The organism is Pseudomonas sp. LB3P58, assembly GCF_054897895.1.
On record NZ_JBUBVE010000001.1, the window covers coordinates 534,500 to 556,125 of the forward strand.

At 60.6% G+C, this 21,626-nt stretch carries 18 protein-coding genes; 6 read left to right on the top strand and 12 right to left on the bottom strand.

Annotated elements, in window-relative coordinates:
- Position 1 precedes the first annotated feature (1 nt).
- The 9 genes from ACYZTZ_RS02425 to ACYZTZ_RS02465 form a co-directional block, all read right to left on the bottom strand.
- Positions 2–3,118: a transglycosylase domain-containing protein gene (locus ACYZTZ_RS02425; RefSeq protein WP_461997109.1), complete on the bottom strand. Its 3,117-nt coding sequence runs from the start codon at positions 3,116–3,118 to the stop codon at positions 2–4.
- Between the two features lie 246 nt (positions 3,119–3,364).
- Positions 3,365–3,760 carry a DUF6124 family protein gene (locus tag ACYZTZ_RS02430; RefSeq protein WP_461997110.1) on the bottom strand — a complete coding sequence of 132 codons (396 nt, stop codon included), beginning with the start codon at positions 3,758–3,760 and terminating at the stop codon, positions 3,365–3,367.
- A 436-nt stretch (positions 3,761–4,196) separates the two neighbouring features.
- Entirely contained in the window at positions 4,197–5,912 is a 1,716-nt protein-coding gene (nagE, locus tag ACYZTZ_RS02435; protein ID WP_461997111.1) for an N-acetylglucosamine-specific PTS transporter subunit IIBC, read from the bottom strand.
- Positions 5,913–5,941: 29 nt separating this feature from the next.
- Complete coding sequence (gene ptsP, locus ACYZTZ_RS02440; protein ID WP_461997112.1) at positions 5,942–8,458, bottom strand: phosphoenolpyruvate--protein phosphotransferase; 2,517 nt, start codon at positions 8,456–8,458, stop codon at positions 5,942–5,944.
- Positions 8,459–8,495: 37 nt separating this feature from the next.
- Positions 8,496–9,518: an SIS domain-containing protein gene (locus tag ACYZTZ_RS02445; protein ID WP_461997113.1), complete on the bottom strand. Its 1,023-nt coding sequence runs from the start codon at positions 9,516–9,518 to the stop codon at positions 8,496–8,498.
- The gene (gene nagA / locus ACYZTZ_RS02450) at positions 9,499–10,605 is read right to left on the bottom strand and encodes an N-acetylglucosamine-6-phosphate deacetylase (RefSeq protein WP_461997114.1); all 1,107 of its coding nucleotides are present in this window, start codon (positions 10,603–10,605) and stop codon (positions 9,499–9,501) included. The genes ACYZTZ_RS02445 and nagA overlap by 20 nt, the downstream gene beginning before the upstream one ends.
- 33 nt (positions 10,606–10,638) lie before the next feature.
- Positions 10,639–11,370 (bottom strand): GntR family transcriptional regulator, encoded by a 732-nt coding sequence (locus ACYZTZ_RS02455; protein ID WP_008151596.1) that lies wholly within the window; start codon positions 11,368–11,370, stop codon positions 10,639–10,641.
- A gap of 293 nt (positions 11,371–11,663) precedes the next feature.
- Entirely contained in the window at positions 11,664–12,167 is a 504-nt protein-coding gene (locus ACYZTZ_RS02460; protein ID WP_056743373.1) for a L,D-transpeptidase family protein, read from the bottom strand.
- Positions 12,168–12,227: 60 nt separating this feature from the next.
- Positions 12,228–12,779, bottom strand: a complete 552-nt coding sequence (locus ACYZTZ_RS02465) for an NUDIX hydrolase (RefSeq protein ID WP_033056401.1) — start codon at positions 12,777–12,779, stop codon at positions 12,228–12,230.
- A 146-nt stretch (positions 12,780–12,925) separates the two neighbouring features.
- Between ACYZTZ_RS02465 and ACYZTZ_RS02470 the strand changes: the two genes are divergently transcribed.
- The 5 genes from ACYZTZ_RS02470 to purT all read left to right on the top strand — a co-directional run bounded on the left by ACYZTZ_RS02470 (position 12,926) and on the right by purT (position 16,118).
- A complete protein-coding gene (locus ACYZTZ_RS02470; protein ID WP_461997115.1) occupies positions 12,926–13,525 on the top strand; it encodes a CoA pyrophosphatase in 600 nt (199 codons plus the stop codon).
- Between the two features lie 68 nt (positions 13,526–13,593).
- A complete protein-coding gene (locus ACYZTZ_RS02475) occupies positions 13,594–14,118 on the top strand; it encodes a gamma carbonic anhydrase family protein (protein ID WP_034154816.1) in 525 nt (174 codons plus the stop codon).
- Positions 14,115–14,330 (top strand): DUF1289 domain-containing protein, encoded by a 216-nt coding sequence (locus tag ACYZTZ_RS02480; RefSeq protein WP_461997116.1) that lies wholly within the window; start codon positions 14,115–14,117, stop codon positions 14,328–14,330. The genes ACYZTZ_RS02475 and ACYZTZ_RS02480 overlap by 4 nt, the downstream gene beginning before the upstream one ends.
- Positions 14,331–14,369: 39 nt before the next feature.
- Entirely contained in the window at positions 14,370–14,837 is a 468-nt protein-coding gene (locus ACYZTZ_RS02485) for a VUT family protein (protein WP_056743380.1), read from the top strand.
- Between the two features lie 99 nt (positions 14,838–14,936).
- Complete coding sequence (gene purT / locus ACYZTZ_RS02490) at positions 14,937–16,118, top strand: formate-dependent phosphoribosylglycinamide formyltransferase (protein ID WP_461997117.1); 1,182 nt, start codon at positions 14,937–14,939, stop codon at positions 16,116–16,118.
- Between the two features lie 111 nt (positions 16,119–16,229).
- Here purT and ACYZTZ_RS02495 read toward each other — a convergent pair whose 3' ends face one another.
- The 3 genes from ACYZTZ_RS02495 to ACYZTZ_RS02505 form a co-directional block, all read right to left on the bottom strand.
- Positions 16,230–17,546, bottom strand: coding sequence for an MFS transporter (locus ACYZTZ_RS02495; RefSeq protein ID WP_056743381.1), 1,317 nt, complete (start codon positions 17,544–17,546; stop codon positions 16,230–16,232).
- A 270-nt stretch (positions 17,547–17,816) separates the two neighbouring features.
- Positions 17,817–19,061 carry a transporter associated domain-containing protein gene (locus ACYZTZ_RS02500; RefSeq protein ID WP_461997118.1) on the bottom strand — a complete coding sequence of 415 codons (1,245 nt, stop codon included), beginning with the start codon at positions 19,059–19,061 and terminating at the stop codon, positions 17,817–17,819.
- A 12-nt stretch (positions 19,062–19,073) separates the two neighbouring features.
- Complete coding sequence (locus tag ACYZTZ_RS02505) at positions 19,074–19,886, bottom strand: cytochrome C assembly family protein (RefSeq protein ID WP_461997119.1); 813 nt, start codon at positions 19,884–19,886, stop codon at positions 19,074–19,076.
- A gap of 210 nt (positions 19,887–20,096) precedes the next feature.
- Here ACYZTZ_RS02505 and ffh point away from each other — a divergent pair, with 210 nt between their 5' ends.
- The gene (gene ffh / locus ACYZTZ_RS02510) at positions 20,097–21,473 is read left to right on the top strand and encodes a signal recognition particle protein (RefSeq protein ID WP_033056394.1); all 1,377 of its coding nucleotides are present in this window, start codon (positions 20,097–20,099) and stop codon (positions 21,471–21,473) included.
- Positions 21,474–21,626 lie beyond the last annotated feature (153 nt).

The following is a 21,626-nucleotide window of genomic DNA, read 5'->3' on the forward strand; positions in this document are numbered from 1 at the left end:
CTCAACGCTGCGCCGTCTCGACCGGCAGGCACATCGTGTGCCCGCCCGGCTGCAGGTACGGCGTCAGAATCGGCGCCATCCCCTTGAGCACTTGCACTGGCAAAGCCGAGGTGAACTTGAACGCTTCGGCCGATTGCCCGGGCACGAACGCAGTCATCGTGCCGAAGTGACGATCGCCGATGTAGAACACGAAGGTCGCGGTGCGGTTGATGGATTTCGAACTCAGAATTCGCCCACCCGAACCGAAGGCTTCGATGCGGTTATCGCCCGTACCGGTTTTGCCGCCCATGGCCAACGGTTTGCCATCCGGCGTGATGAAACTGCCAGAAACACGTTTGGCCGTACCGGCATCCACCACCTGCGACAACGCTTCACGCATGGCCGTGGCCACCTCGGAAGGCATCACCCGTTTACCGGCATCCGGATCATTGATCAGTTTGGTTTCATACGGCGTGTTCGCCGCGAAGTGCAGGCTGTCGATGCGCAGTGTCGGCATGCGCACGCCGTCGTTGAGGATGGTACCGATCAGCTCCGCCAAGGCGGCCGGACGGTCGCCGGAACTGCCGATGGCGGTGGCCAGCGACGGCACCAGATGGTCGAATGGATAGCCGACTTTCTGCCAGCGTTGGTGAATGTCGAGGAACGCCTCGATCTCCAGCATGGTGCGAATGCGGCTGTCGCGGGCACCCTTGTGACGGCTTTTGAACAGCCAGCTGTAGACTTCCTGGCGTTCGAACTGGCTGGCTTTGACGATCTGGCTGAACTTGGCGTCGGGGTTTTTCAACAAGTAGCCGATCAACCATAGATCCAGCGGGTGGACCTTGGCGATGAAGCCCTGGTCCGGCAAGTCGTAGGCGCCAGGGCCGTAGCTTTCGTAGAGCCGCTGAAGACGTTCGTCGGTCAGTTTCTCGGTGAGCTTGGCGCCTTTGAGGTGCGCGCGCACGAACATGTTGAAGCTTTCCTGACTGGCCTGTGGCAACAGATAACGATGCACCGCGGCCATGCGAATCGGGGTCGGGCGCATGCTGTCGAGGAAGGTCTCGAGCCGCGCCTGGGTGTCCTTGTTCTTGTATCTCTTCCAGAACTTCAGCAGGAACGACGTGCCTTCGCGGTCGGCGAACGAGGCCAGGTATTCCTGGCGGCGAGGGTCGCGGTCGTCCTTGAGCAATTCGGCGCTGCTGTTGGGGCCTGAATACGTGGTGTAGCGCACCAGGTCACGCATCAGCCGAATGAACGGCAGGTTGATCGACTCGCGCAGGGCATCACGCAGGGTAGGAATGCGGCCGTTGTCTTCTTTGCGAAAGTTAACGAATGTGTGCAGCCCGCCACCGGTGAAAAAAGCTTCACCGGGGCTGGCCGAGTATTTGCGATCCAGCGCAGCGCCGAGCATGCCTGGCAAGTTGCGGTCTTTGTTCTGGATCAGGTAATCGACGGCCCAGCGACTCAGGCGGTCCTGATCAGGGACGTCGACCTTCTTCAGTTCCGGGATGGTCATCATTGCGTACTTATCGTGCAGCTCGGCGATGATCTGCAAATAGGTGGTCAGCACACGCATCTTGGCGGTGGAGCCCAGTTCCAGCTTGCTGCCTTCATTGATATCGAACGGCTGGTCGGTGCTGTCGGTCTGCACCCGCACCCGTGAGCCGTCCGGGGTCAGTTCGAACAGCGTGAAGCTGTAGCGCACTTGGGTGGTACTGGTGGGGGTCAGCAGGCGCTCGCCCATCAAGCCGATCTGCGCAGCAAACACAGGGTCGGCCAGATGCTTCAGGTACTCGGTAGCCTTGGTTTGCAACTCGCCTTGCAGGGTGCTGGTGGCGGAAAGATCAAGGCGATCGAGGTCGTACAGCGGACGGTTGAGCAACCCGCCCAGACGACTGCGTGCCACGCTGATGCCCTTGTTGGTTTCGATCGGCTGAATGGTGGGCTGTGTCTGCCAGTCGCGATAGGTCACTTTGCTGGTCAATGCCGCTGCCGCGAGTGGCGCATCGATCACGTCATTCAGTGCCAGCAGGCGAATGTGGCTGTCGGTGAGTTCGGCCAGTTCATCGTGGCCCTTGGTCAGGTAGTGGGAAGGGCGGCGCTGGGCAATCATCAAAGACAGCATCTCACGCAGGGCCAGACCTTTTTCCGACATGCTTTTCGGATCTGTCTCCTTACTGGCCAGTTGCTCGTTGGCCTGGTTGAAATCGGCGCCGTACCAGACGCGCAAACCTTCGGCCATACCATGCACTTCACCGTGGCCCGGTACTGCCGACAGGGGCACGCTGTTGAGGTAATCGCGAATCACGTTCTGCCGGGCTTCGAGGGTCTCCGGCCCGGCCTGATAGGCGCGCACACTGGCAGAAATCATCTGACGGATCTTTTCCGCACCCGACACGGTCAGGCCATCGGGCGAATGCCGGTACTTCTCAAGTTGCGTGGCCAGGGTACTGCCGCCCGCCGACTGGCCTGGCAGGTGCATCAACTTGGCGACCTGGGACCATGCCGCCATGCCGAACCGCGGCCAATCCACGGCAGGGTTGGCCCGGGGCTGATGGGGGTCGAGCAGAAAGCGGTTTTCGATGAACAGCAAACTGTTGACCACCACGGGGGGGATCGCCGCAAAGCTTGAATACAGTTGTTGTGGGTATTTGTACTGGTAAAGCGGTGCCGCACGGCAATCGGTGATCGACAATCCAGCCTGGATTTTCTCCGCGTAGGGCACGAAAAAGCCATTGCCGGTGTAGTCCATCAACTTTTGGGAAAATCGGGTCTGTGACGCCACAACGTAGTCGCGCTTGATCAGACGCGGCAGGAATTCACCCAGGGAGCTGTAGCCCAGACGCAGATCGAAAGGGCCCGCGCCCGGATAGCGAATGGCATCGCTGGGACCGGGTTTCAGCTCGTAGCTCAGGGTGGCGGCGAATTGGCTGAGTTCCCGGGATTGAAACTTCGACGTGCGCATTTCCTTGGCCGCGGCCAGCCCGAGGACAATCAGAATTATCAGCAACAACAACCAGAACGCCCCCCAACCGTGCTTCGTACGACTGCGAGGGGGTTTTTCAGGTATAGGCGCTTCATCCACACGTTCAGTCGGAACCACATTTTTTCTCGAATCGGTTTGCCATAAAGCGCCCATAGTCGACTGATCCATTCACGCAGATTGAGAGGACTTGTCTGAAGCTTAGACGGTGGTTGGCCTTGGTGAAAAAATTGTGAATACACAAATCTTGAATTTTCATCGTCAAGTCCCGTTTTACGGCTACTGCGCAACCGAACGGGGATAAAAGCTGCTGGCGAGCTAACGCTCGGCCTGATGAGTGGTGAGAAGGGAAAAAATGGGCACGCCAACGAGGTTGGGTGCCCATTTTTTATGCCTGACGAATCAGCTGACTCGATTTTGAAGCCTGGCGAAAATCGCCGCCATCTCGGGTTCATCCAGATGATCCAGCATTCGCTCCACCAACAAATGCACGCCGTCAGCCATGCGGCTGAGCGCCAAGGCTACGGAGCGGCGGGAACCGTCCACATCGTCGGCGAGGTTGGCGGCGATGGCGCTGATGGACAGCAAATCTTCCGAGGCATTGGCGAGAAGGGTTTCAGGGTTGATGCCCGGGCAGACGCTGAAGAGCTGGCCGTTGCGTTTTGGTGGCTTGGGATCGGCTGGCGGGAAGTGATGGTCGAGGGCGCGCTCGGCGGCTTCGTGGAGCTTGTTGGAGTCGAGTGATTCGTAGGGCGATGCCGGATCGGTTTCCGGCGGATTTGGTGTGACCTTGAACATTGGCTCAATCCTCATATGAGTGAGGCTGCAACCCGTTCGCTACTAAACGTAAGGGTGGCAGCTGTGCACAGGTTAGTAGACCGATGAGCCAAGAAATCGGCGCGCCGAAGCGCCCTGCACACAACCGCCATCAAGTGCGGGCATGGGCTGCCTGCTAGATAGATACGTTGTGCGTCTTGACATCGACGGGCTACTAAACCCGATCACTGATGGGCAGTGACAGGAACCAAGTTACCGACCACCCCCAAGGCGCACAAGCCGGCGGATTCTGGCGTAGCCGTAGGCAACGGCGCAAGGTGTTGTAGCTTGCAGGAAGTAACCTTGAGGCGTTTTAAACAAACGCCGTCGAGCGGTGTTTAACCATCGGAAATGTTGGCAAGAAAGAATCTTCCATGCGTCTTATCCGCTCGCCATCATGAGAAGTGGCACCCACAATCTAAACCTTGGCACTCACCTCACTGCGATTCACCAACGCATCCAGCGCATCATTCAAACTCGATGCCTTGTCGCCAACCAACAGATGCCAAACCCCACCGTCCAGCTGACTCACACCCTGGCAACCCAGCGCCTTCAATTCACATTCCGACAACGCCTTGCCATCCGCCAGTTGCAGCCGGATCCGGGTCATGGCGATGCAATCCATTTGCAACACATTCTCGCCGCCACCCAAAGCATTCAGCCATTGCTGTGCTTCTGAATTCGCCACCGCCGCAGGTTTCGGCGCATCGATAACTGCAGGAGGGGAAGAAACAAGTGCGCGCCCCAACGCAGGCATCGCCAAGCGAATCTCATCGGCAATGCTGTCTGCCATCGGCCCGACCACCACCTGCAAACTCCCACCCTTGCCCGGACGCACAACCGCCATCGCACCCAGTGCTTTCAACTCCGCATCGTTTGCCTTGTTGCGATCCACCATGTCCAGCCGCAACCGAGTGGTGCAGGCGCCCACGGTGATCAAATTCTGCGCACCACCCAGCGCCTTGATATAAGCCCCGGCCCGTTCATTCTCGGCGATGACTGCTTTGTCGCCATTCAGAACATCTTCACGCCCCGGCGTCTTCAAGTTGAACCGACGAATGCAGAAATCAAACACCACGTAGTAGATCACCGCATACGCCAGGCCGACCGGGACCATCAACCAACCGTTGGTGGATTTTCCCCAGCCGAGAATCATGTCGATCAAACCACCGGAAAACGTAAAGCCGAGATGGATATTCAGCAAGTTGGTGATCGCCATCGACAGCCCAGTCAGCAACGCATGCACTAGATAAAGCAGCGGCGCGAGGAACATGAAGGCGAACTCGATCGGCTCAGTTACACCTGTCAAAAATGAAGTCAGCGCCATCGACAGGAAGATCCCGCCCATGACCTTGCGGCGTTCCGGCAGCGCATTGCGGTACATCGCCAGGCACGCGGCGGGGAGGCCGAAGATCATCATCGGGAACATGCCGGTCATGAACTGGCCGCCCTTCGGGTCACCCGCGAAGTAGCGCGACAGGTCGCCGGTGACGATGGCTCCGGTGGTCGGGTCAGTGAAGTTGCCGAAGACGAACCACGCCATGTTGTTGAGGATGTGGTGCAGCCCGGTGACGATCAGCAGGCGGTTGAAAACGCCAAAGACGAACGCGCCGAAGCTGCCGCTCTCCATCATCAACGTGCCGAAGCTGTTGATGCCGTGTTGGATGGGCGGCCAGATCAAGCCAAAGATCACGCCCAGGCCGACGGCGGCGAACCCGGTGACAATCGGCACGAAGCGCCGGCCGCCAAAGAACGCGAGGTACTCCGGCAGTTTGATGTCCTTGAAACGGTTGTACAGCGCGCCCGCCATCAAGCCGCTGACGATCCCGGCGAGCATGCCCATGTTGATGCTCGCGTCGAGCACCTTGAGGGTGGAGATCATCACCAGGTAACCAATGACCCCGGCGAGGCCTGCGGTGCCGTTGTTGTCCTTGGCGAAACCGACCGCGATGCCGATGGCGAAGATCATCGCCAGGTTGGCGAAGATGACTTGGCCGGCGTCGTGGATGATTGCGATGTTCAGCAGGTCGGTGTCGCCCAGGCGCAGCAACAGGCCGGCGATCGGCAGGATCGCGATCGGCAGCATCAGCGCGCGGCCAAGGCGTTGCAGGCCTTCGATGAAGTAGTGGTACATGGCGGATCTCCCTGGATTTTTTGTTGTTTTCAGCTCAGAGGCCATTGCTGGTGACAGGCGTGACGCACCGCGCTGGCGCTGCTCAACTTGAGCAGGTCCTGGCTGAGGCGTCGGCATTCGCTCGCGTCCAGGTGGCGGACGCGGTCCTTGATTTCACCGATCTGCACCGGGCTGACCGACAACTCGCTGACGCCCAGGCCAATTAGCACCGGCGTGGCCAGCGGATCGGAGGCGAGCGCGCCGCAGACACCGACCCAACGGTTATGCACCGCAGCACCGGCGCAGGTCTGGGCGATCAGCCGCAGCAGCGCCGGGTGCATGGCGTCGACCCGCGAGGCGAGGCCGGCGTGGTCGCGGTCCATGGCCAAGGTGTATTGCGACAAGTCGTTGGTGCCGATGGAGAGGAAGTCCGCGTGTTTGGCCAGTTGCTCGGCCAGCAGGGCGGCGGCGGGGACTTCGATCATCACGCCCAGCTCCGGGCGCTCAAGCACACCGAGTTCAGTGCACAACGCGTCGAGACGCTGGCGGATGTGCAGCAACTCATCGACTTCGGTCACCATCGGCAATAGGATCCTGCAGCGCGCCAGTGGGCTGACATGCAGCAAGGCGCGCAGTTGCTGATCGAGCAATTCCGGGCGGACCTGAGCCAGGCGAATACCGCGCAGGCCAAGCACGGGATTGGCCTCAACCGGCAGCGGCAGGTAGTCGAGTTGTTTGTCGCCGCCAACGTCGATGGTGCGGATGATCACTGACTTGTCACCCATGGCGTCGAGCACGGCTTGATAAGCGGCGCGCTGTTCCTCTTCGTCCGGCGCGGTGTTGCGGTCGACGAAGAGAAACTCGGTACGCAGCAAGCCGACGCCGTCGGCGCCATTGGCCAGGGCATCAGCCGCTTCGGCGCTGGAGGCCACATTGGCGGCGACTTCAATCTGCAAACCGTCGAGCGTCAGTGCCGGGGTGTGAGCCTGAGCCTGTTGCTCCGCACGGCGCTGTTGATGATCGAGTTGCGCCTGATGCACTTCGGCCAAACGTTCGGCATTTGGCATCAGTTCTAGGCGACCACCATTGGCATCCAGCACAACCGCTTGGCCTTGCTGCTGATCCAGCAGCGTAGAACCTAGCGCGACTATGCACGGCAAGCCTTTGCCGCGAGCGAGAATGGCGACGTGGGAGGTCGCGCCGCCCTCGGCCATGCACAACCCGGCGACACCTTGCTGACTGAGTTGCAGCAGATCGGACGGCGTCAATTCATGCGCGGCGACGATGGCGCCGGCAGGCACGTCGTAGTGCCAGGTTTCGCCGAGCAGGGCGCGCAGCACGCGTTGTTTGAGGTCGCGCAGATCGTTGGCGCGTTCGGCCAACAACGGGCTGCCGAGTTGCTGGAGCACCTCGCACTGCACGTCGATCGATTGGCTCCAGGCGTGGGTCGCGGCCATGCCTTGGTCGATGGAAGTGTTCGCAGCGTTCAGCAGCGCCGGGTCTTCGAGCAGGGCGAGGTGCGCGGCGAAGATCGCTTCTTCGTCGGTGTTTTTATGTTTCCTGGCTTGGGCCAGCGTGTGGTCGATTTCACTGCGTACGACGGTCAGCGCGGTGTCGAGGGTTTGCAGTTGTTGCTCGGGATCATGGTTGCCGGCGTCCACCGGCAGGCTGATTGCGGTCAAGCGGAACAACGGGCCGCCAACCAAACCGGGCGCTGCACAAACACCGTGCAGCACGCCCGCTTCGGCAGCTCGAGTGCGTCGGGCAATCGGTGTCGGCGCGGCGGCGTGGCTGTCTTCGGCCAGCGCTGTGGATAACGCGATCAGCAACGCTTGCAACGCGGCTTCGGCGTCCGGGCCCTGGCAGCTGACCTGAACCTCGTCCTGTTCGCCAACGGCCAAACCCATCAGCCCTATCAAGCTGTCGCAGGTCGCCGATTTGCCAGCGAAATGCAGCTGCGATTTGCTCTTGAAACCTTGGGCTGTCTGACGAATCAGCGCTGCCGGACGAGCATGCAGCCCGCCGCGATGGGCGATACGAATGTGGCCGACAATCTCTTCCCCGGACAGCTCCGCTTCAGCCTGCGCTCCAGGTGCGTGCCGACGAATGATGTGCAGCAATGGCTCGCCAACTTTTACCGACTTCAGCGTGATTGGCCGCGCCTGAAAGTCCTGGCTGTTGGTCAGGATCATCAGGCTGACCAGGCTTTTGCACTGCTGCGCGACCTTGTCCAGGTCATAGCGCAACAGCGGTTGGCCATTGCTGACCCGCGCGCCTTCCTTGACCAGCATCGAGAAGCCTTCACCCTGCAACTCGACCGTGTCGAGGCCCAGGTGCAGCAGCAACTCGGCGCCGTTGTCGGCACGCAAGGTGACGGCGTGGCCGGTGCGCGCGACATGCACCACGACGCCAGCGCACGGGGCGTGGAGGGTGTCGTTCAGCGGGTCGATGGCGATCCCGTCGCCCATGGCGCCGCTGGCGAACACCGGGTCCGGGACTTTGGCGAGCGTGAGCACCGGGCCGCTGAGCGGGGCGCTGAGGGTCAGCTCTTTATTATTGTTGTGCATGGCTCGGTCTCATCAGGAAATACGTACGGGTTCGGACTCAGTGCGTGCGCGTCACTTTGCTCAAGTGCCGCGGCTGGTCCGGGTCCATGCCTCGGGCGACAGCCAAACCGGCGGCCATGACGTAGAAACTCTGGATTGCCAGAATCGGGTCGAGCGTCGGGTGCTCGGCGCGGGTCAGGGTGAGGTCGCGTTCGGCAATGTCATCCGGTGCGGCCAGCAATACGCGGGCACCGCGCTGGCGCATGTCGGCGGCGAGGCTCAGCAAACCGGCCTGCTCGGCACCGCGCGGGGCGAAGATCAGCAGTGGATAATTTTCATCGATCAACGCCATCGGGCCGTGACGGACCTCGGCGCTGCTGAAGGCTTCAGCCTGGATCGCCGAGGTTTCCTTGAATTTCAACGCAGCTTCCTGGGCGATGGCGAAACCGGCGCCACGGCCGATCACCATCAGGCGCTGGCAATCGCGCAAGGCATCGATGGCCAGGCTCCAATCCTGTTTCGCCGCCTCGCGCAAACCTTCCGGCAGCGCGAGGCCGGCCTCCAGCAATTGCGCATCCTCTTTCCAGTGGGCGATCAGACGGGCGCTGGCACTGAGGGTGGCGATAAAACTCTTGGTCGCGGCGACGCTGCTTTCGGTGCCGGCACACAGCGGCAGGCTGAACTCACACGCGGCCTCCAGCGGCGAACTCTCGGCGTTGACCATCGAGATGCTCAGGGCGCCGCGCTTGCGCAGCAGACGCATGCTGTTCACCAGATCGGGACTTTGCCCGGACTGCGAGAAGGCGAACGCCACTTGGCCGCTGACCTTCAACGGCGCTTGCAACATGGTCACCACCGACATCGGCAACGAAGCCACCGGGAAGCCCAACTGCTGCATGGTCAGGTAGGCGAAGTAACTGGCGGCATGATCGGAGCTGCCGCGAGCGACGGTCATCGCCACTTGCGGCGGCTGACGGCGCAGGCGCCCGGCGATCTCGATCATCTGCGGGTCGAGTTGCTGCAATTGGGCTTGCACGGCCTCGAACGAGGACAGCGCCTCTTCAAGCATTTTTGAAGTCAATGTCTTCTCCTTCGACCATGACGGCGGTCAGTGTGAGTGAGCGATCGAGCCGCACGCAGTCGGCCCAGCTGCCGGGTTGCAGGCGCCCGCGATCGTTGAGGCCGAGGTAGTCGGCGGGGAATTGCGAAAGACGTTGCGAGGCCTCGGCGATCGGCAAACCGATCTTCACCAAATTGCGCAGGGCCTGATCCATGGTCAGCGTGCTGCCGGCCAGCGTGCCGTCGGGCAAGCGCACGCCGCCCAGGCATTTGGTCACCGTGTGGCTGCCGAGCTTGTATTCACCGTCGGGCATGCCAGCGGCGGCGGTGGAGTCGGTGACGCAATACAGACACGGGATTGAACGCAGGGCCACACGGATGGCGCCGGGGTGCACGTGCAGCAAGTCCGGAATCAGTTCGGCGTATTTGGCGTGAGCCAGTGCTGCGCCGACGATGCCCGGCTCGCGGTGATGCAGCGGGCTCATGGCGTTGTAGAGGTGGGTGAAACTGCTGGCTCCGGCGTTCAGCGCGGCAACGCCTTCCTCGTAGCTGCCGAGGGTGTGGCCGATTTGCATGCGCACACCGCGAGCGCTGAGGTCACGGATCAAGGCGTCGTGGCCGGCGATTTCCGGGGCGATGGTGATCACCCGGATCGGCGCCAGTGCCAGATATTCTTCGACTTCGGCCATCAACGCGGTGTGGGCGAAATTCGGTTGGGCACCGAGTTTGCCGGGGTTGATGTACGGGCCTTCCAGGTGCACGCCGAGGACTCGGGCGCTGCCTTTTGGGCGCTGTTCGCAGAACTCGCCGACGTCCTTGAGTACTCGCGAAATCTCTTCGTTCGGCGCAGTCATGGTGGTCGCCAGCAGCGACGTGGTGCCGAAACGCACGTGGGTTTTGGTGATGGTCTCGAAGGCGGGCGCGCCTTCCATGATGTCTTTGCCGCCGCCGCCATGAACGTGCAGGTCGATGAAACCCGGCAGCAGGTAAGGCAGGTCGTTGTCGGCCGGATCGCACGGTTGGCCTTCGATCGACACGACTTTGCCGTGTTCGTGAATCAGCCGGCCGCGAACCCAGCCGCGGGCGGTGAGGATGTTGTCTTCGGACATGATCGGTTCTCGGTTCTTTGGCGGTGAAGCGGGTTATCGACGAAGCTCTGCGACAAAGTCGTAGTAGTCGTTGCGGCAGTAGGTGTCGGTGACTTCGATTGGTGTGTTGTCTTCCAGGTAGCCAACCCGGGTCATCAGCAGCATGGCGGTGCCGGGCGCGATGCCCACCAGGGCGGCGAACTCGTCCGAGGCGTTGATCGCCTGAATGTGCTGCAGGGCGCGGACGATCGGCTTGCCGATGCCGTCGAGGTATTCGTAGAGGGAGTCGCCCACCGCTTGTGGCTTGGGAATGATCGAGGCGGGCAGGGTGCTCATCTCGATCGCCATCACCGTGTCGTCGGCTTTACGCAGGCGCTTGAGCCGCGCGACCTTGTCGTTCGGCGAGAGGCCCAGGCGGATCAGTTCTTCGTGGGTCGGCGGAGTGATTTCACGCTCCAGCCATTGCGAGCCGGGGACGAAGCCCTTCAGCCGCAGCATTTCGCTGAAACCCGAGAGGCGCGACAGCGGTTGTTCCAGGCGTGGGGTGATGAAGGTGCCGGAACCCTGGTTGCGGCGGATCAGGCCTTGCTCGAACAGAACTTCCAGCGCTTTGCGTGCAGTGACCCGGGAGATGCCCAGCATTTCGCTGAGGTTGCGCTCCGATGGCATGGCCTGTTCGGCTTTCCACTGGCCGGCATGGATCGCCGCTTCCAGATTGCGCGCCAGTTGCAGGTACAACGGCGTGGGCTGGGTGTCGTCAGGGCGTAGGGCCTGGAGGTCATTCATGTAGGTTTGGTCCGATGCGGATATAGGATTGTTGTCGCCCGGTGGTGGGTGAAACCTAATACCACTTAAATACCATGTCAATGAGACCACTTTGCTGTTGGCGCGGGAAAGCCTGCCCTGATTGATGGGTAAGAGGGGTGCTGGTTTGAAGTGGTATTAGAGGTGGGGATTTCAACAGCAAAGATCGCAGCCTTCGGCAGCTCCTACGGGTGAAATTGGTATCTACCCGGTAGGAGCTGCCGAAGGCTGCGATCTTTTGATTTTATTTTTTGAGGAGCGACGGAAGGTAGCCGCTACGGGCGGATTTCGATCATCGTGCCGTCCGGCACCAAACCCCAAACCTCGCGCATGTCCATGTTGCGCATGGCAATGCAGCCGTCGGTCCAGTCCAGCGTGTGGAACAGGTCTTCGGGGTTTTCTTCAGTGTCCGGGGTGCCGTGGATCATGATCATGCCACCGGGTTCGACGCCTTCACGACGGGAGCGCACGGAGTCACTGATGTTCGGGTAGGAGATGTGCATCGCCAGATTGAATTTATCGCTGACCTTGCGCCAATCCAGCCAATAGAAACCTTCAGGCGTGCGTTTGTCGCCTTCCATCAGCTTCGGCCCCTTGGGGCGTTTGCCCAAGGAAATGCGATAGGTCTTGAGCGGCTTGCCGTCATTGATCAATTGCAATTGGTGGGCGGACTTGAGCACCAGAACTTTTTCGATGACTTTGCCGTCCAGCGTTTCCGCAACGGAAGCCTGGGAGACAGCGACGAACGACAAGCAAAACAGGGCAAGCAACCAGCGCATGAAACGATATCCCTAAAAGGTGTCGCGACTATTTAATAGTTATAGGTGAGTTTAGAAGCTTTAAGTGATGGCAGGCTGGGCAAGCGGCGGGATCGACTCGGACCGCACGGGGTAGACCTCGGTCCGCCGGTCAGCGAAGAAGCATTCTAAGGTACGGCCCACCGTGCGGAAAGCCAGCTCGGACCAAGGGATGTCGGCTTCTTCGAAAAGCGCCACTTCAAGGCTCTCGGGACCGGCGCAAAAGTCCAGGTCCACCAGCTCGGCGCGGAAGAACACATGCACCTGGCTGATGTGCGGCACGTCGATCAACGTATAGATGCTCAGGTTGCGCACCCGCGCGCAGGCTTCTTCGGCCGTCTCGCGAATGGCCGCCTGCTCGATGGTTTCACCGTTTTCCATGAAACCGGCGGGCAGGGTCCAATAACCGAGCCGAGGCTCGATGGCGCGTCGGCACAACAAGACCTTGGAGCCCCAGGTCGCGACGCAACCGGCGACGATATTGGGGTTCTGGTAGTGAATCGCCTGACAGCTGTCACAGACAAAACGCAAGCGCGAATCGCCCTCTGGAATGCGCTGGGTCACCGGGTTGCCGCACTGACTGCAAAATTTCATGCTTGGGTTCCTGAATGCTGCGCCTATCTTGGCGTGCGACGGTGTCTGTCGGCAAGTTGTCGTTTAGCGACATGCAGTGGTTATGGGCTTGGGCGGTCGGTTCGATTGGTGCATGATGCGAGGTAGCGAATAAATCGAGAAGTCTCATGCTGGACGAGCTACTGCATCGAGTAAGCAACCACATCCCTCGCACACTGGAAACCGACAAACGTTTCCCTGAAGCCGCGGTACTGGTGCCCATCACTCGCAGTGACGAACCGGAACTGGTTCTGACCCTGCGCGCCAGCGGGCTCTCGACCCATGGCGGCGAAGTCGCCTTCCCCGGCGGGCGACGTGACCCCGAAGACCCTGACCTGATTTTCACCGCCCTGCGCGAAGCTGAAGAAGAAATCGGCCTGCCGCCCGGGCTGGTCGAAGTGATCGGCCCGCTGAGCCCATTGATCTCCCTGCACGGCATCAAGGTCACGCCCTATGTCGGTGTGATTCCGGACTTTGTCGAGTACCGGGCCAACGATGCCGAGATCGCCGCAGTCTTCAGCGTACCGCTGGAGTTCTTCCGCATGGACCCGCGCGAACACACCCATCGCATCGATTACCAGGGCCGTAGTTGGTACGTGCCGAGCTATCGTTATGGCGAGTACAAAATCTGGGGCCTGACGGCGATTATGATCGTCGAGTTGATCAACCTGCTCTATGACGCCAAAATCAGCCTGCACCAGCCACCCAAGACGTTTATCAACACCTGAAGCCATCGCCCGTATGGCGTGAACCCCGCTTTTTGCAAGTGAGCCAGCCTGGCCTTGAGGACAATAAGATGAAATATCGCCTGGGCGACGCCCGCGTCGAAACCCATCCGCAGAGCTGGGTCGCACCCAATGCTGTGCTGGTGGGCAAGGTCAAACTGGAGGAGGGCGCCAACGTCTGGTTCAACGCTGTGCTGCGTGGCGACAACGAACTGATCCTGATCGGCAAGAACAGCAACGTCCAGGACGGCACCGTGATGCACACCGACATGGGTTTCCCGCTGACCATCGGCACCGGCGTGACCATCGGCCATAACGCCATGCTTCATGGCTGCACGGTGGGCGATTACAGCTTGATCGGTATTAATGCGGTCATTCTGAACGGTGCGAAGATTGGCAAGAACTGCATCATCGGCGCCAACTCACTGATTGGTGAGGGCAAGGAGATTCCAGACGGTTCGCTGGTCATGGGCTCCCCCGGCAAAGTGGTGCGCGAGCTGACCGAGCCGCAGAAAAAAATGCTGGAGGCCAGCGCTGCTCACTATGTGCATAACTCGCAACGTTATGCCCGCGATCTGGTTGAGCAGGAAGAATGAGCGCCACTGAACGGCCGGTACTATCGCCCTGCGTGAACATTTGCGCGTTGGACGAGGATGACATTTGCACTGGGTGTCAGCGCACGGTGGAAGAGATCACTCGCTGGAGCCGGATGGACAACGAAGAGCGCCGCAAGGTGTTGGGGTTGTGTCATGAGCGGGCCAAGTCGAGTGGCATTCTCTGGATGCTAGGCAAAACACCAGACCTGTAGGTACCCTGTGCTCCAAATTGACAGGTATCCCGCCGCCCCATGTTCTTCCTGATCGCTTACATCAGCAGCGTCGTGCTGATCAACTACGCCTTTTCCACCGCTCCGCACCTGGACATCCTCTGGTCAGCCTGGGGTGGTTTGGTGTTCGTTTTGCGCGACATGGTGCAAATCCGTTTCGGCCATGGCGCGATCGCGGCGATGCTGGCAGCGCTGGTGTTGTCCTACGTGACGTCCGATCCGTCCATCGCGCTGGCCAGCGCCACGGCGTTCGCGGTATCCGAATGCATCGACTGGCTGGTGTTCAGCATCACCAAGCGTCCCTTGCACGACCGCCTGTGGATAAGTTCGGCCCTGAGCATTCCTCTCGATACCTTCATTTTCTTCGGCATGATCGATGCGTTCACCCCGGGCGTGATCCTCACCGCCATGGGCTCGAAGTTCGCGGGCGTGACCGCCGTGTGGCTGATCATGGCCTGGCGCTTGCGCAAGCAGGCCGTCGTCAGCTGAAGCCAAACCCGCTGGTTCATGTAAAATGCCGCGCTTTCTCCCCATGGGAAGCGCGCCAGGCGCTGCGACCCTCGATGATCCGCTTCTTGAGGACCTGAGATGACCCGTATCGGAACTCCATTGTCGCCAACCGCGACCCGCGTATTGCTGTGTGGCTGTGGCGAGTTGGGCAAGGAAGTGGTGATCGAGCTGCAACGCCTGGGCGTTGAAGTGATTGCCGTGGATCGCTACGCCAATGCGCCTGCCATGCAGGTCGCCCATCGCAGCCATGTGATCAACATGCTCGATGGCGCCGCCCTGCGTGCGGTGATCGAAGCCGAAAAGCCGCATTTCATCGTGCCGGAAATCGAAGCCATTGCCACCGCGACCCTCGTGGAACTGGAAGCCGAAGGCTTCACCGTGATCCCGACCGCTCGCGCCGCGCAGTTGACCATGAACCGCGAAGGCATCCGTCGCCTGGCCGCTGAAGAGCTGGACCTGCCGACCTCGCCGTACCACTTCGCCGACACCTTCGAGGATTACAGCAAGGCCGTTCAGGACCTGGGCTTCCCATGCGTGGTCAAGCCAGTGATGAGTTCGTCGGGCAAAGGCCAGAGCTTGCTGCGCAGCGTCGATGACGTGCAGAAAGCCTGGGATTACGCTCAAGAAGGCGGCCGTGCCGGTAAAGGCCGCGTGATCATCGAAGGCTTCATCGATTTCGACTACGAAATCACCCTGTTGACCGTGCGTCACGTTGGTGGCACTACGTTCTGTGCGCCAGTCGGTCACCGTCAGGAGAAGGGCGACTATCAGGAATCGTGGCAGCCACAAGCCATGAGCCCGATTGCCCTGGCCGAATCCGAGCGCGTTGCCAAAGCCGTCACTGAAGCCTTGGGTGGCCGTGGTCTGTTTGGTGTTGAGCTGTTCATCAAAGGTAATCAAGTCTGGTTCAGCGAAGTCTCGCCGCGTCCACATGACACCGGTCTGGTGACCTTGATTTCCCAGGACCTGTCGCAGTTCGCGCTGCACGCACGGGCGATTCTGGGCCTGCCGATTCCACTGATCCGTCAGTTCGGCCCATCGGCTTCGGCGGTGATTCTGGTGGAAGGGCAGTCGACCCAGACGGCTTTCGCCAATCTCGGTGCTGCGTTGAGCGAACCGGATACGGCGTTGCGTCTGTTCGGCAAACCTGAGGTCAATGGTCAGCGTCGGATGGGTGTGGCATTGGCACGTGATGAGTCGATTGACGCGGCTCGCGCCAAGGCTACCCGCGCTTCCCAGGCTGTTGTTGTAGAGCTGTAACCGAGGCGCGCCATTCGCGAGCAAGCCCGCTCCCACATTGAATCGCATTCTTTCTGTTAGAACGCGGTCCCCTGTGGGAGCGGGCTTGCTCGCGAAGCTTTTGCTTTTTCTTCAGGCAACCCGATTCAGATCGTTATTGCGCGTCTCCTTCAGGCACAGCACGGCAATCAAGCTCAGCACCGCCGCCCCCGACACATACCCGCCGACATAACTCAAGCCGCCCATCGCCACCAGCTTCTGTGCGAAGAACGGCGCCGCCGAGGCCCCGACAATGCCGCCCAGGTTGTAGGCCGCCGACGCACCGGTATAACGCACGTGGGTTGGAAACAGCTCCGGCAGCAGCGCGCCCATCGGCGCAAACGTCACGCCCATCAGAAACAGCTCGATGCACAGGAACAGCGCCACGCCCCAGGTCGAACCTTGGGTCAGCAGCGGCTCCATCAGGAAACCGGACAGGATCGCCAGCACACCGCCGATGATCAGCACCGGTTTGCGCCCGTAACGATCACTGGCCCAGGCCGACAGTGGCGTAGCGGCGGCCATGAACAACACGGCGAAGCACAGCAGCGCGAGGAAGGTTTCGCGGGTGTAGCCAAGCGTCGACACGCCATAGCTCAGCGAAAACACCGTCGAGATATAGAACAGCGCGTAGCACACCACCATCGCTCCGGCACCCAGCAACATCGGCGCCCAGTATTGGCTGAGCAGCTCGACCAGCGGGATCTTCACTCGCTCCTGGCGAGCCATTGCGTTGGCGAACACCGGCGTTTCGTGAAGCTTGAGGCGCACGTACAGACCGACCATCACCAGCGCAGCACTGAGCAGGAACGGAATCCGCCAGCCCCACGAGCGGAACTGCTCGTCGTTCAGGGTCATTGCCAGCGTCAGAAACAGGCCATTGGCCGCGAGAAAACCGATCGAGGGGCCGAGTTGCGGGAACATGCCGAACCAGGCGCGTTTGCCCTTTGGTGCATTCTCCGTCGCCAGCAACGCCGCGCCGCCCCATTCGCCGCCGAGTCCCAGGCCTTGGCCGAAGCGCAGAACGCAGAGCAGGATCGGCGCCCAGGCCCCAATGCTGTCGTAGCCCGGGAGTACGCCGATCAGTGTGGTGCACACGCCCATCAGCAGCAGCGAGGCAACCAGTGTCGATTTGCGCCCGATGCGGTCACCGAAGTGGCCGAAAAGCGCCGATCCCAGCGGTCGAGCCAGGAAGGCGATGCCGAAGGTGAGGAACGCCGACAGCATCTGGGCCGTGCCGGAGGTCTGCGGAAAGAACACCGGACCGATCACCAGCGCAGCGGCAGTGGCATAGACGTAGAAGTCGTAGAACTCGATGGCGGTGCCGATGAAACTCGCGGTCGCCACGCGGGTGGCGGAGTTCGTCGGTTGCGCAGGCGCGGTGTCGTTATAAGTCGTGCTGGTCGTCATGCGGTTATCCCTGACAGTCATGTGCCCCAGTGGAGCGAATTATTATGGTCGAACACCCAGGGATGTGGGTTTGATGCGGGGTGCGGGTAGCACGGGGGTATGGCGGGGCTTGGGTAAGCGGATCGATTATAGGAAGGCGGCTAACGATCGAACAAGGGCATAGATATTGAAAAAGATCGCAGCCTCGCTTCGCTCGACAGCTCCTACAAGGGAACGCATTCCAAATTGTAGGAGCTGTCGAGCGAAGCGAGGCTGCGATCTTCTAACTGTCTAACGGATAGAAACAATCGCAGGCGTCGAACTGGTATGCCAGATTAAAACCCGAGTGACGCGATTGTCTTCAGTCTCCAGAATCTCCAGCCGATAACGCCCGATCTTCAGGCATACCGCACTGTCCGGAATCGTCTCCAGCGCCTCGGTCACCAGCCCGTTGAGGGTTTTCGGACCGTCGCTTGGCAAGTGCCAGCCCAGGCTCTTGTTCAATTCGCGAATCGACGCCGCCCCTTCGATCACCAGGCGGCCATCGGCCTGTGGATGGATGTGCGGGTTTTTCAGGCTGTGCTGGCTTTCGAACTCGCCGACGATTTCTTCGAGAATGTCTTCCAGGGTCACGACACCGAGCACTTCGCCGTATTCGTCGACCACCATGCCCAGGCGTCGCTGTTGTTTGTGGAAATTCAACAGCTGCAGTTGCAATGGAGTGCTTTCCGGCACGAAGTAGGGGTCGTGACAGGCTGCCAGCAGTGCCTCTCGGGTCAGGCTGGCGTCGGACAGTAGATGGCGGATCTGCCGGGTATTGAGTACCGCCTCGACCTGATTGATGTCGCTGTGGAAAACCGGCAAGCGCGTGCGTTTATTGGCGCGAAGCTGCTCGATGATTTCCTCGAGGGAGTCGTCCAGGTTGACTCCCTCGACGTCACTGCGTGGCACCAGAATGTCGTTGACCGTGATGTTGTCCAGCGCATGGATGCCTGACAGCGGGTGTGGGCGGCAGACGGCGTGTTCGTGATCGTCGTGCCGATCGTTCGGGGCCTCGTCTTCGCTCTGCTGCACCACTTTGACTTTGCGGGCGAACGGTCGCATCAGCAGCTGGCTTAGGCCATTGAGCAGCCAGGCGGCGGGATAGATGATTTTCAGTGGCGCGCCAAGCAAGGTGTTGCCCAAGGCCAGGACGGCGTCCGGATAACGGACGGCGAGGGTGCGCGGCAGGTAGTCGGCGAACACCAGAAGCACGGCGCCAGCCCCCAGGCAGGCCACCCATGGACCGTTTTCCGCCCAGGTAAAAATCGCCAGCAAGGTGCTGATGACCACGACCAGTGCGCGGCACAGGGTGTTGCAGAGGATCAGGCTATTGAGCGAAAAGCTCAGCTTCGCCACCGGCTTGTCGCTCGAACGCGAAGCGGTCCGCTGGGCGAGCAAGTACTGTTGCGCAGCTTCGATGGCGGTAAACAGCCCCGACCATAAAATCAGCAGGGCCACTACCGCGATCATCGGCCCTATGGGCAAGTCGTCCATTAATGCCGCCCGTCAGATATGCAGGATGTATTCACGAACCAGCTTACTGCCGAAATACGCCAGCATCAGCAGGCAGAAACCGGCGAGGGTCCAGCGAATGGCCTTGTGTCCGCGCCAGCCGAGGCGATTACGGCCCCATAGCAGCACGCTGAAGACGATCCAGGCGAGGCATGCCAGCAAAGTTTTGTGCACCAGGTGCTGGGCGAAAAGGTTGTCGACGAACAGCCAGCCGGAGATCAGCGACAGCGACAGCAGGGTCCAGCCGGCCCAGAGGAAACCGAACAGCAGGCTTTCCATGGTTTGCAGCGGTGGGAAGTTCTTGATCAGGCCCGACGGGTGCTTGTGCTTGAGCTGATGGTCTTGAATCAGCAGCAGCAACGCCTGGAACACCGCGATGGTGAACATGCCGTAGGCGAGGATCGACAACAATATGTGGGCGAGGATGCCCGGTTCTTCGTCGATGATCTGCACCGTGCCGGCGGGGGCGAACTGTGCGAGCAGCACGGTGGCGGCGCCGAGCGGGAACAGCAATATAAGCAGGTTTTCCACCGGGATCCGCGAGCAGGCCAACAGCGTCAGGGCAATCACCGCGGCGGCAATCAGGCTGGCGGCGCTGAAAAAATCCAGACCCAGGCCAATCGGTGTCAGCAGGTGGGTGAACAGACTGGCGCTATGAGCCAGCACGGCGAGCACGCCGAGCGTGACCAGCAGGCGTTTGTTCGCCTTGGCAGCGGAGGCCAGACGAGTGCCCTGATAGAGGGTCGCAGCGGCATATAAGCAGGCGGCGGCGAGGGTAGCTAGCAAACTGGGTGACAAGGGGAGCATAAATCCTGTTAGGCAAGCCCGAAAGGCGCTGAGTTTGGCATAGAACCCCCGCAGCACGAAAGACCATGCAAGCTGACGACGAGGTGTCCGCCAGACGCAGTCTTCGCTATAATCCGCGACCTGCCCACGCCGCAGGCTCGCCGAGCACATGTTTATTCCGGTCTGGGCCGCCATTATCCCGGTCTACACAGGGCCTGAAAGGATCGCGCAATGTTTGAAAACTTAACCGACCGTCTCTCGCAGACGCTGCGCCATGTCACCGGCAAGGCCAAGCTGACCGAAGACAACATCAAAGACACCCTGCGCGAAGTGCGCATGGCGTTGCTCGAAGCTGACGTCGCCTTGCCGGTCGTCAAGGACTTCGTCAATTCGGTCAAGGAACGCGCCGTCGGCACCGAGGTGTCGCGCAGCCTGACGCCGGGCCAGGCCTTCGTGAAGATCGTCCAGGCCGAACTCGAAAGCCTGATGGGCGCGGCCAACGAAGACTTGAACCTGAGCGCTGTTCCTCCTGCCGTCGTGCTGATGGCCGGTTTGCAGGGTGCGGGTAAAACCACCACCGCCGGCAAACTCGCGCGCTTCCTTAAAGAGCGCAAGAAGAAGTCGGTCATGGTCGTATCTGCGGACGTTTACCGTCCGGCAGCGATCAAGCAGCTGGAAATGCTCGCGGGTGAAGTCGGCGTTACCTTCTTCCCGTCCGACCTGAGCCAGAAGCCGGTCGACATCGCGCAAGCGGCTATTAAAGAAGCAAAACTGAAATTCATCGACGTGGTCATCGTCGATACCGCCGGTCGCCTGCACATCGATGAAGAGATGATGGGCGAGATCAAGGCGCTGCATGCCGCGATCAACCCGGTGGAAACGCTGTTCGTGGTCGACGCCATGACCGGTCAGGACGCCGCCAACACGGCCAAGGCCTTCGGCGATGCGCTGCCGCTGACCGGTGTGATCCTGACCAAGGTCGACGGCGATGCCCGTGGCGGTGCCGCACTGTCGGTTCGCGCCATCACCGGCAAGCCGATCAAGTTCATCGGTATGGGCGAGAAGAGCGACGCGCTCGAACCGTTCCACCCGGAGCGTATTGCTTCGCGCATCCTCGGTATGGGCGACGTACTCAGCCTGATCGAGCAGGCCGAGCAGACCCTCGACAAGGACAAGGCCGACAAACTGGCCAAGAAGCTGAAGAAGGGCAAGGGCTTCGACCTCGAAGACTTCCGCGATCAGCTGCAACAGATGAAAAACATGGGCGGCCTCGGCGGCCTCATGGACAAACTGCCAAACATGCCCGGTATGAACCTGGCGCAGATGGGCAACGCCCAGGGCGCGGCAGAGAAACAATTCAAGCAGATGGAAGCCATCATCAATTCCATGACCCCGGCCGAGCGCCGCGACCCTGAGATGATCAGCGGTTCGCGCAAACGCCGGATCGCCATGGGTTCCGGCACTCAGGTGCAGGACATCGGTCGCTTGATCAAGCAGCACAAGCAGATGCAGAAGATGATGAAGAAGTTCTCCGCGAAAGGCGGAATGGCCAAAATGATGCGCGGCATGGGCGGTATGTTGCCCGGCGGCGGCATGCCGAGAATGTAAAGAATCCGCGTCGGCAGCGATGTCGACGCAGCCCCACATGGACGTGGGATCTCCAGCAAACCCGCACTTGGCGGGAGCTGACTGGCCGTTTTCAACGACGGCTCTATAGCAAATCTTGATGGCGGCCGATAGGCAGCCGGAAAAAGACATTTG

Coding starts and splice junctions, on each gene's coding strand:
- ACYZTZ_RS02425 (WP_461997109.1), bottom strand. CDS start 3,118: ATGGGCGCTTTATGGCAAACCGATTCGAGAAAAAATGTGGTTCCGACT.
- ACYZTZ_RS02430 (WP_461997110.1), bottom strand. CDS start 3,760: ATGTTCAAGGTCACACCAAATCCGCCGGAAACCGATCCGGCATCGCCC.
- nagE (WP_461997111.1), bottom strand. CDS start 5,912: ATGTACCACTACTTCATCGAAGGCCTGCAACGCCTTGGCCGCGCGCTG.
- ptsP (WP_461997112.1), bottom strand. CDS start 8,458: ATGCACAACAATAATAAAGAGCTGACCCTCAGCGCCCCGCTCAGCGGC.
- nagA (WP_461997114.1), bottom strand. CDS start 10,605: ATGTCCGAAGACAACATCCTCACCGCCCGCGGCTGGGTTCGCGGCCGG.
- ACYZTZ_RS02455 (WP_008151596.1), bottom strand. CDS start 11,370: ATGAATGACCTCCAGGCCCTACGCCCTGACGACACCCAGCCCACGCCG.
- ACYZTZ_RS02460 (WP_056743373.1), bottom strand. CDS start 12,167: ATGCGCTGGTTGCTTGCCCTGTTTTGCTTGTCGTTCGTCGCTGTCTCC.
- ACYZTZ_RS02465 (WP_033056401.1), bottom strand. CDS start 12,779: ATGAAATTTTGCAGTCAGTGCGGCAACCCGGTGACCCAGCGCATTCCA.
- ACYZTZ_RS02470 (WP_461997115.1), top strand. CDS start 12,926: ATGCTGGACGAGCTACTGCATCGAGTAAGCAACCACATCCCTCGCACA.
- ACYZTZ_RS02475 (WP_034154816.1), top strand. CDS start 13,594: ATGAAATATCGCCTGGGCGACGCCCGCGTCGAAACCCATCCGCAGAGC.
- ACYZTZ_RS02480 (WP_461997116.1), top strand. CDS start 14,115: ATGAGCGCCACTGAACGGCCGGTACTATCGCCCTGCGTGAACATTTGC.
- ACYZTZ_RS02485 (WP_056743380.1), top strand. CDS start 14,370: ATGTTCTTCCTGATCGCTTACATCAGCAGCGTCGTGCTGATCAACTAC.
- purT (WP_461997117.1), top strand. CDS start 14,937: ATGACCCGTATCGGAACTCCATTGTCGCCAACCGCGACCCGCGTATTG.
- ACYZTZ_RS02495 (WP_056743381.1), bottom strand. CDS start 17,546: ATGACGACCAGCACGACTTATAACGACACCGCGCCTGCGCAACCGACG.
- ACYZTZ_RS02500 (WP_461997118.1), bottom strand. CDS start 19,061: ATGGACGACTTGCCCATAGGGCCGATGATCGCGGTAGTGGCCCTGCTG.
- ACYZTZ_RS02505 (WP_461997119.1), bottom strand. CDS start 19,886: ATGCTCCCCTTGTCACCCAGTTTGCTAGCTACCCTCGCCGCCGCCTGC.
- ffh (WP_033056394.1), top strand. CDS start 20,097: ATGTTTGAAAACTTAACCGACCGTCTCTCGCAGACGCTGCGCCATGTC.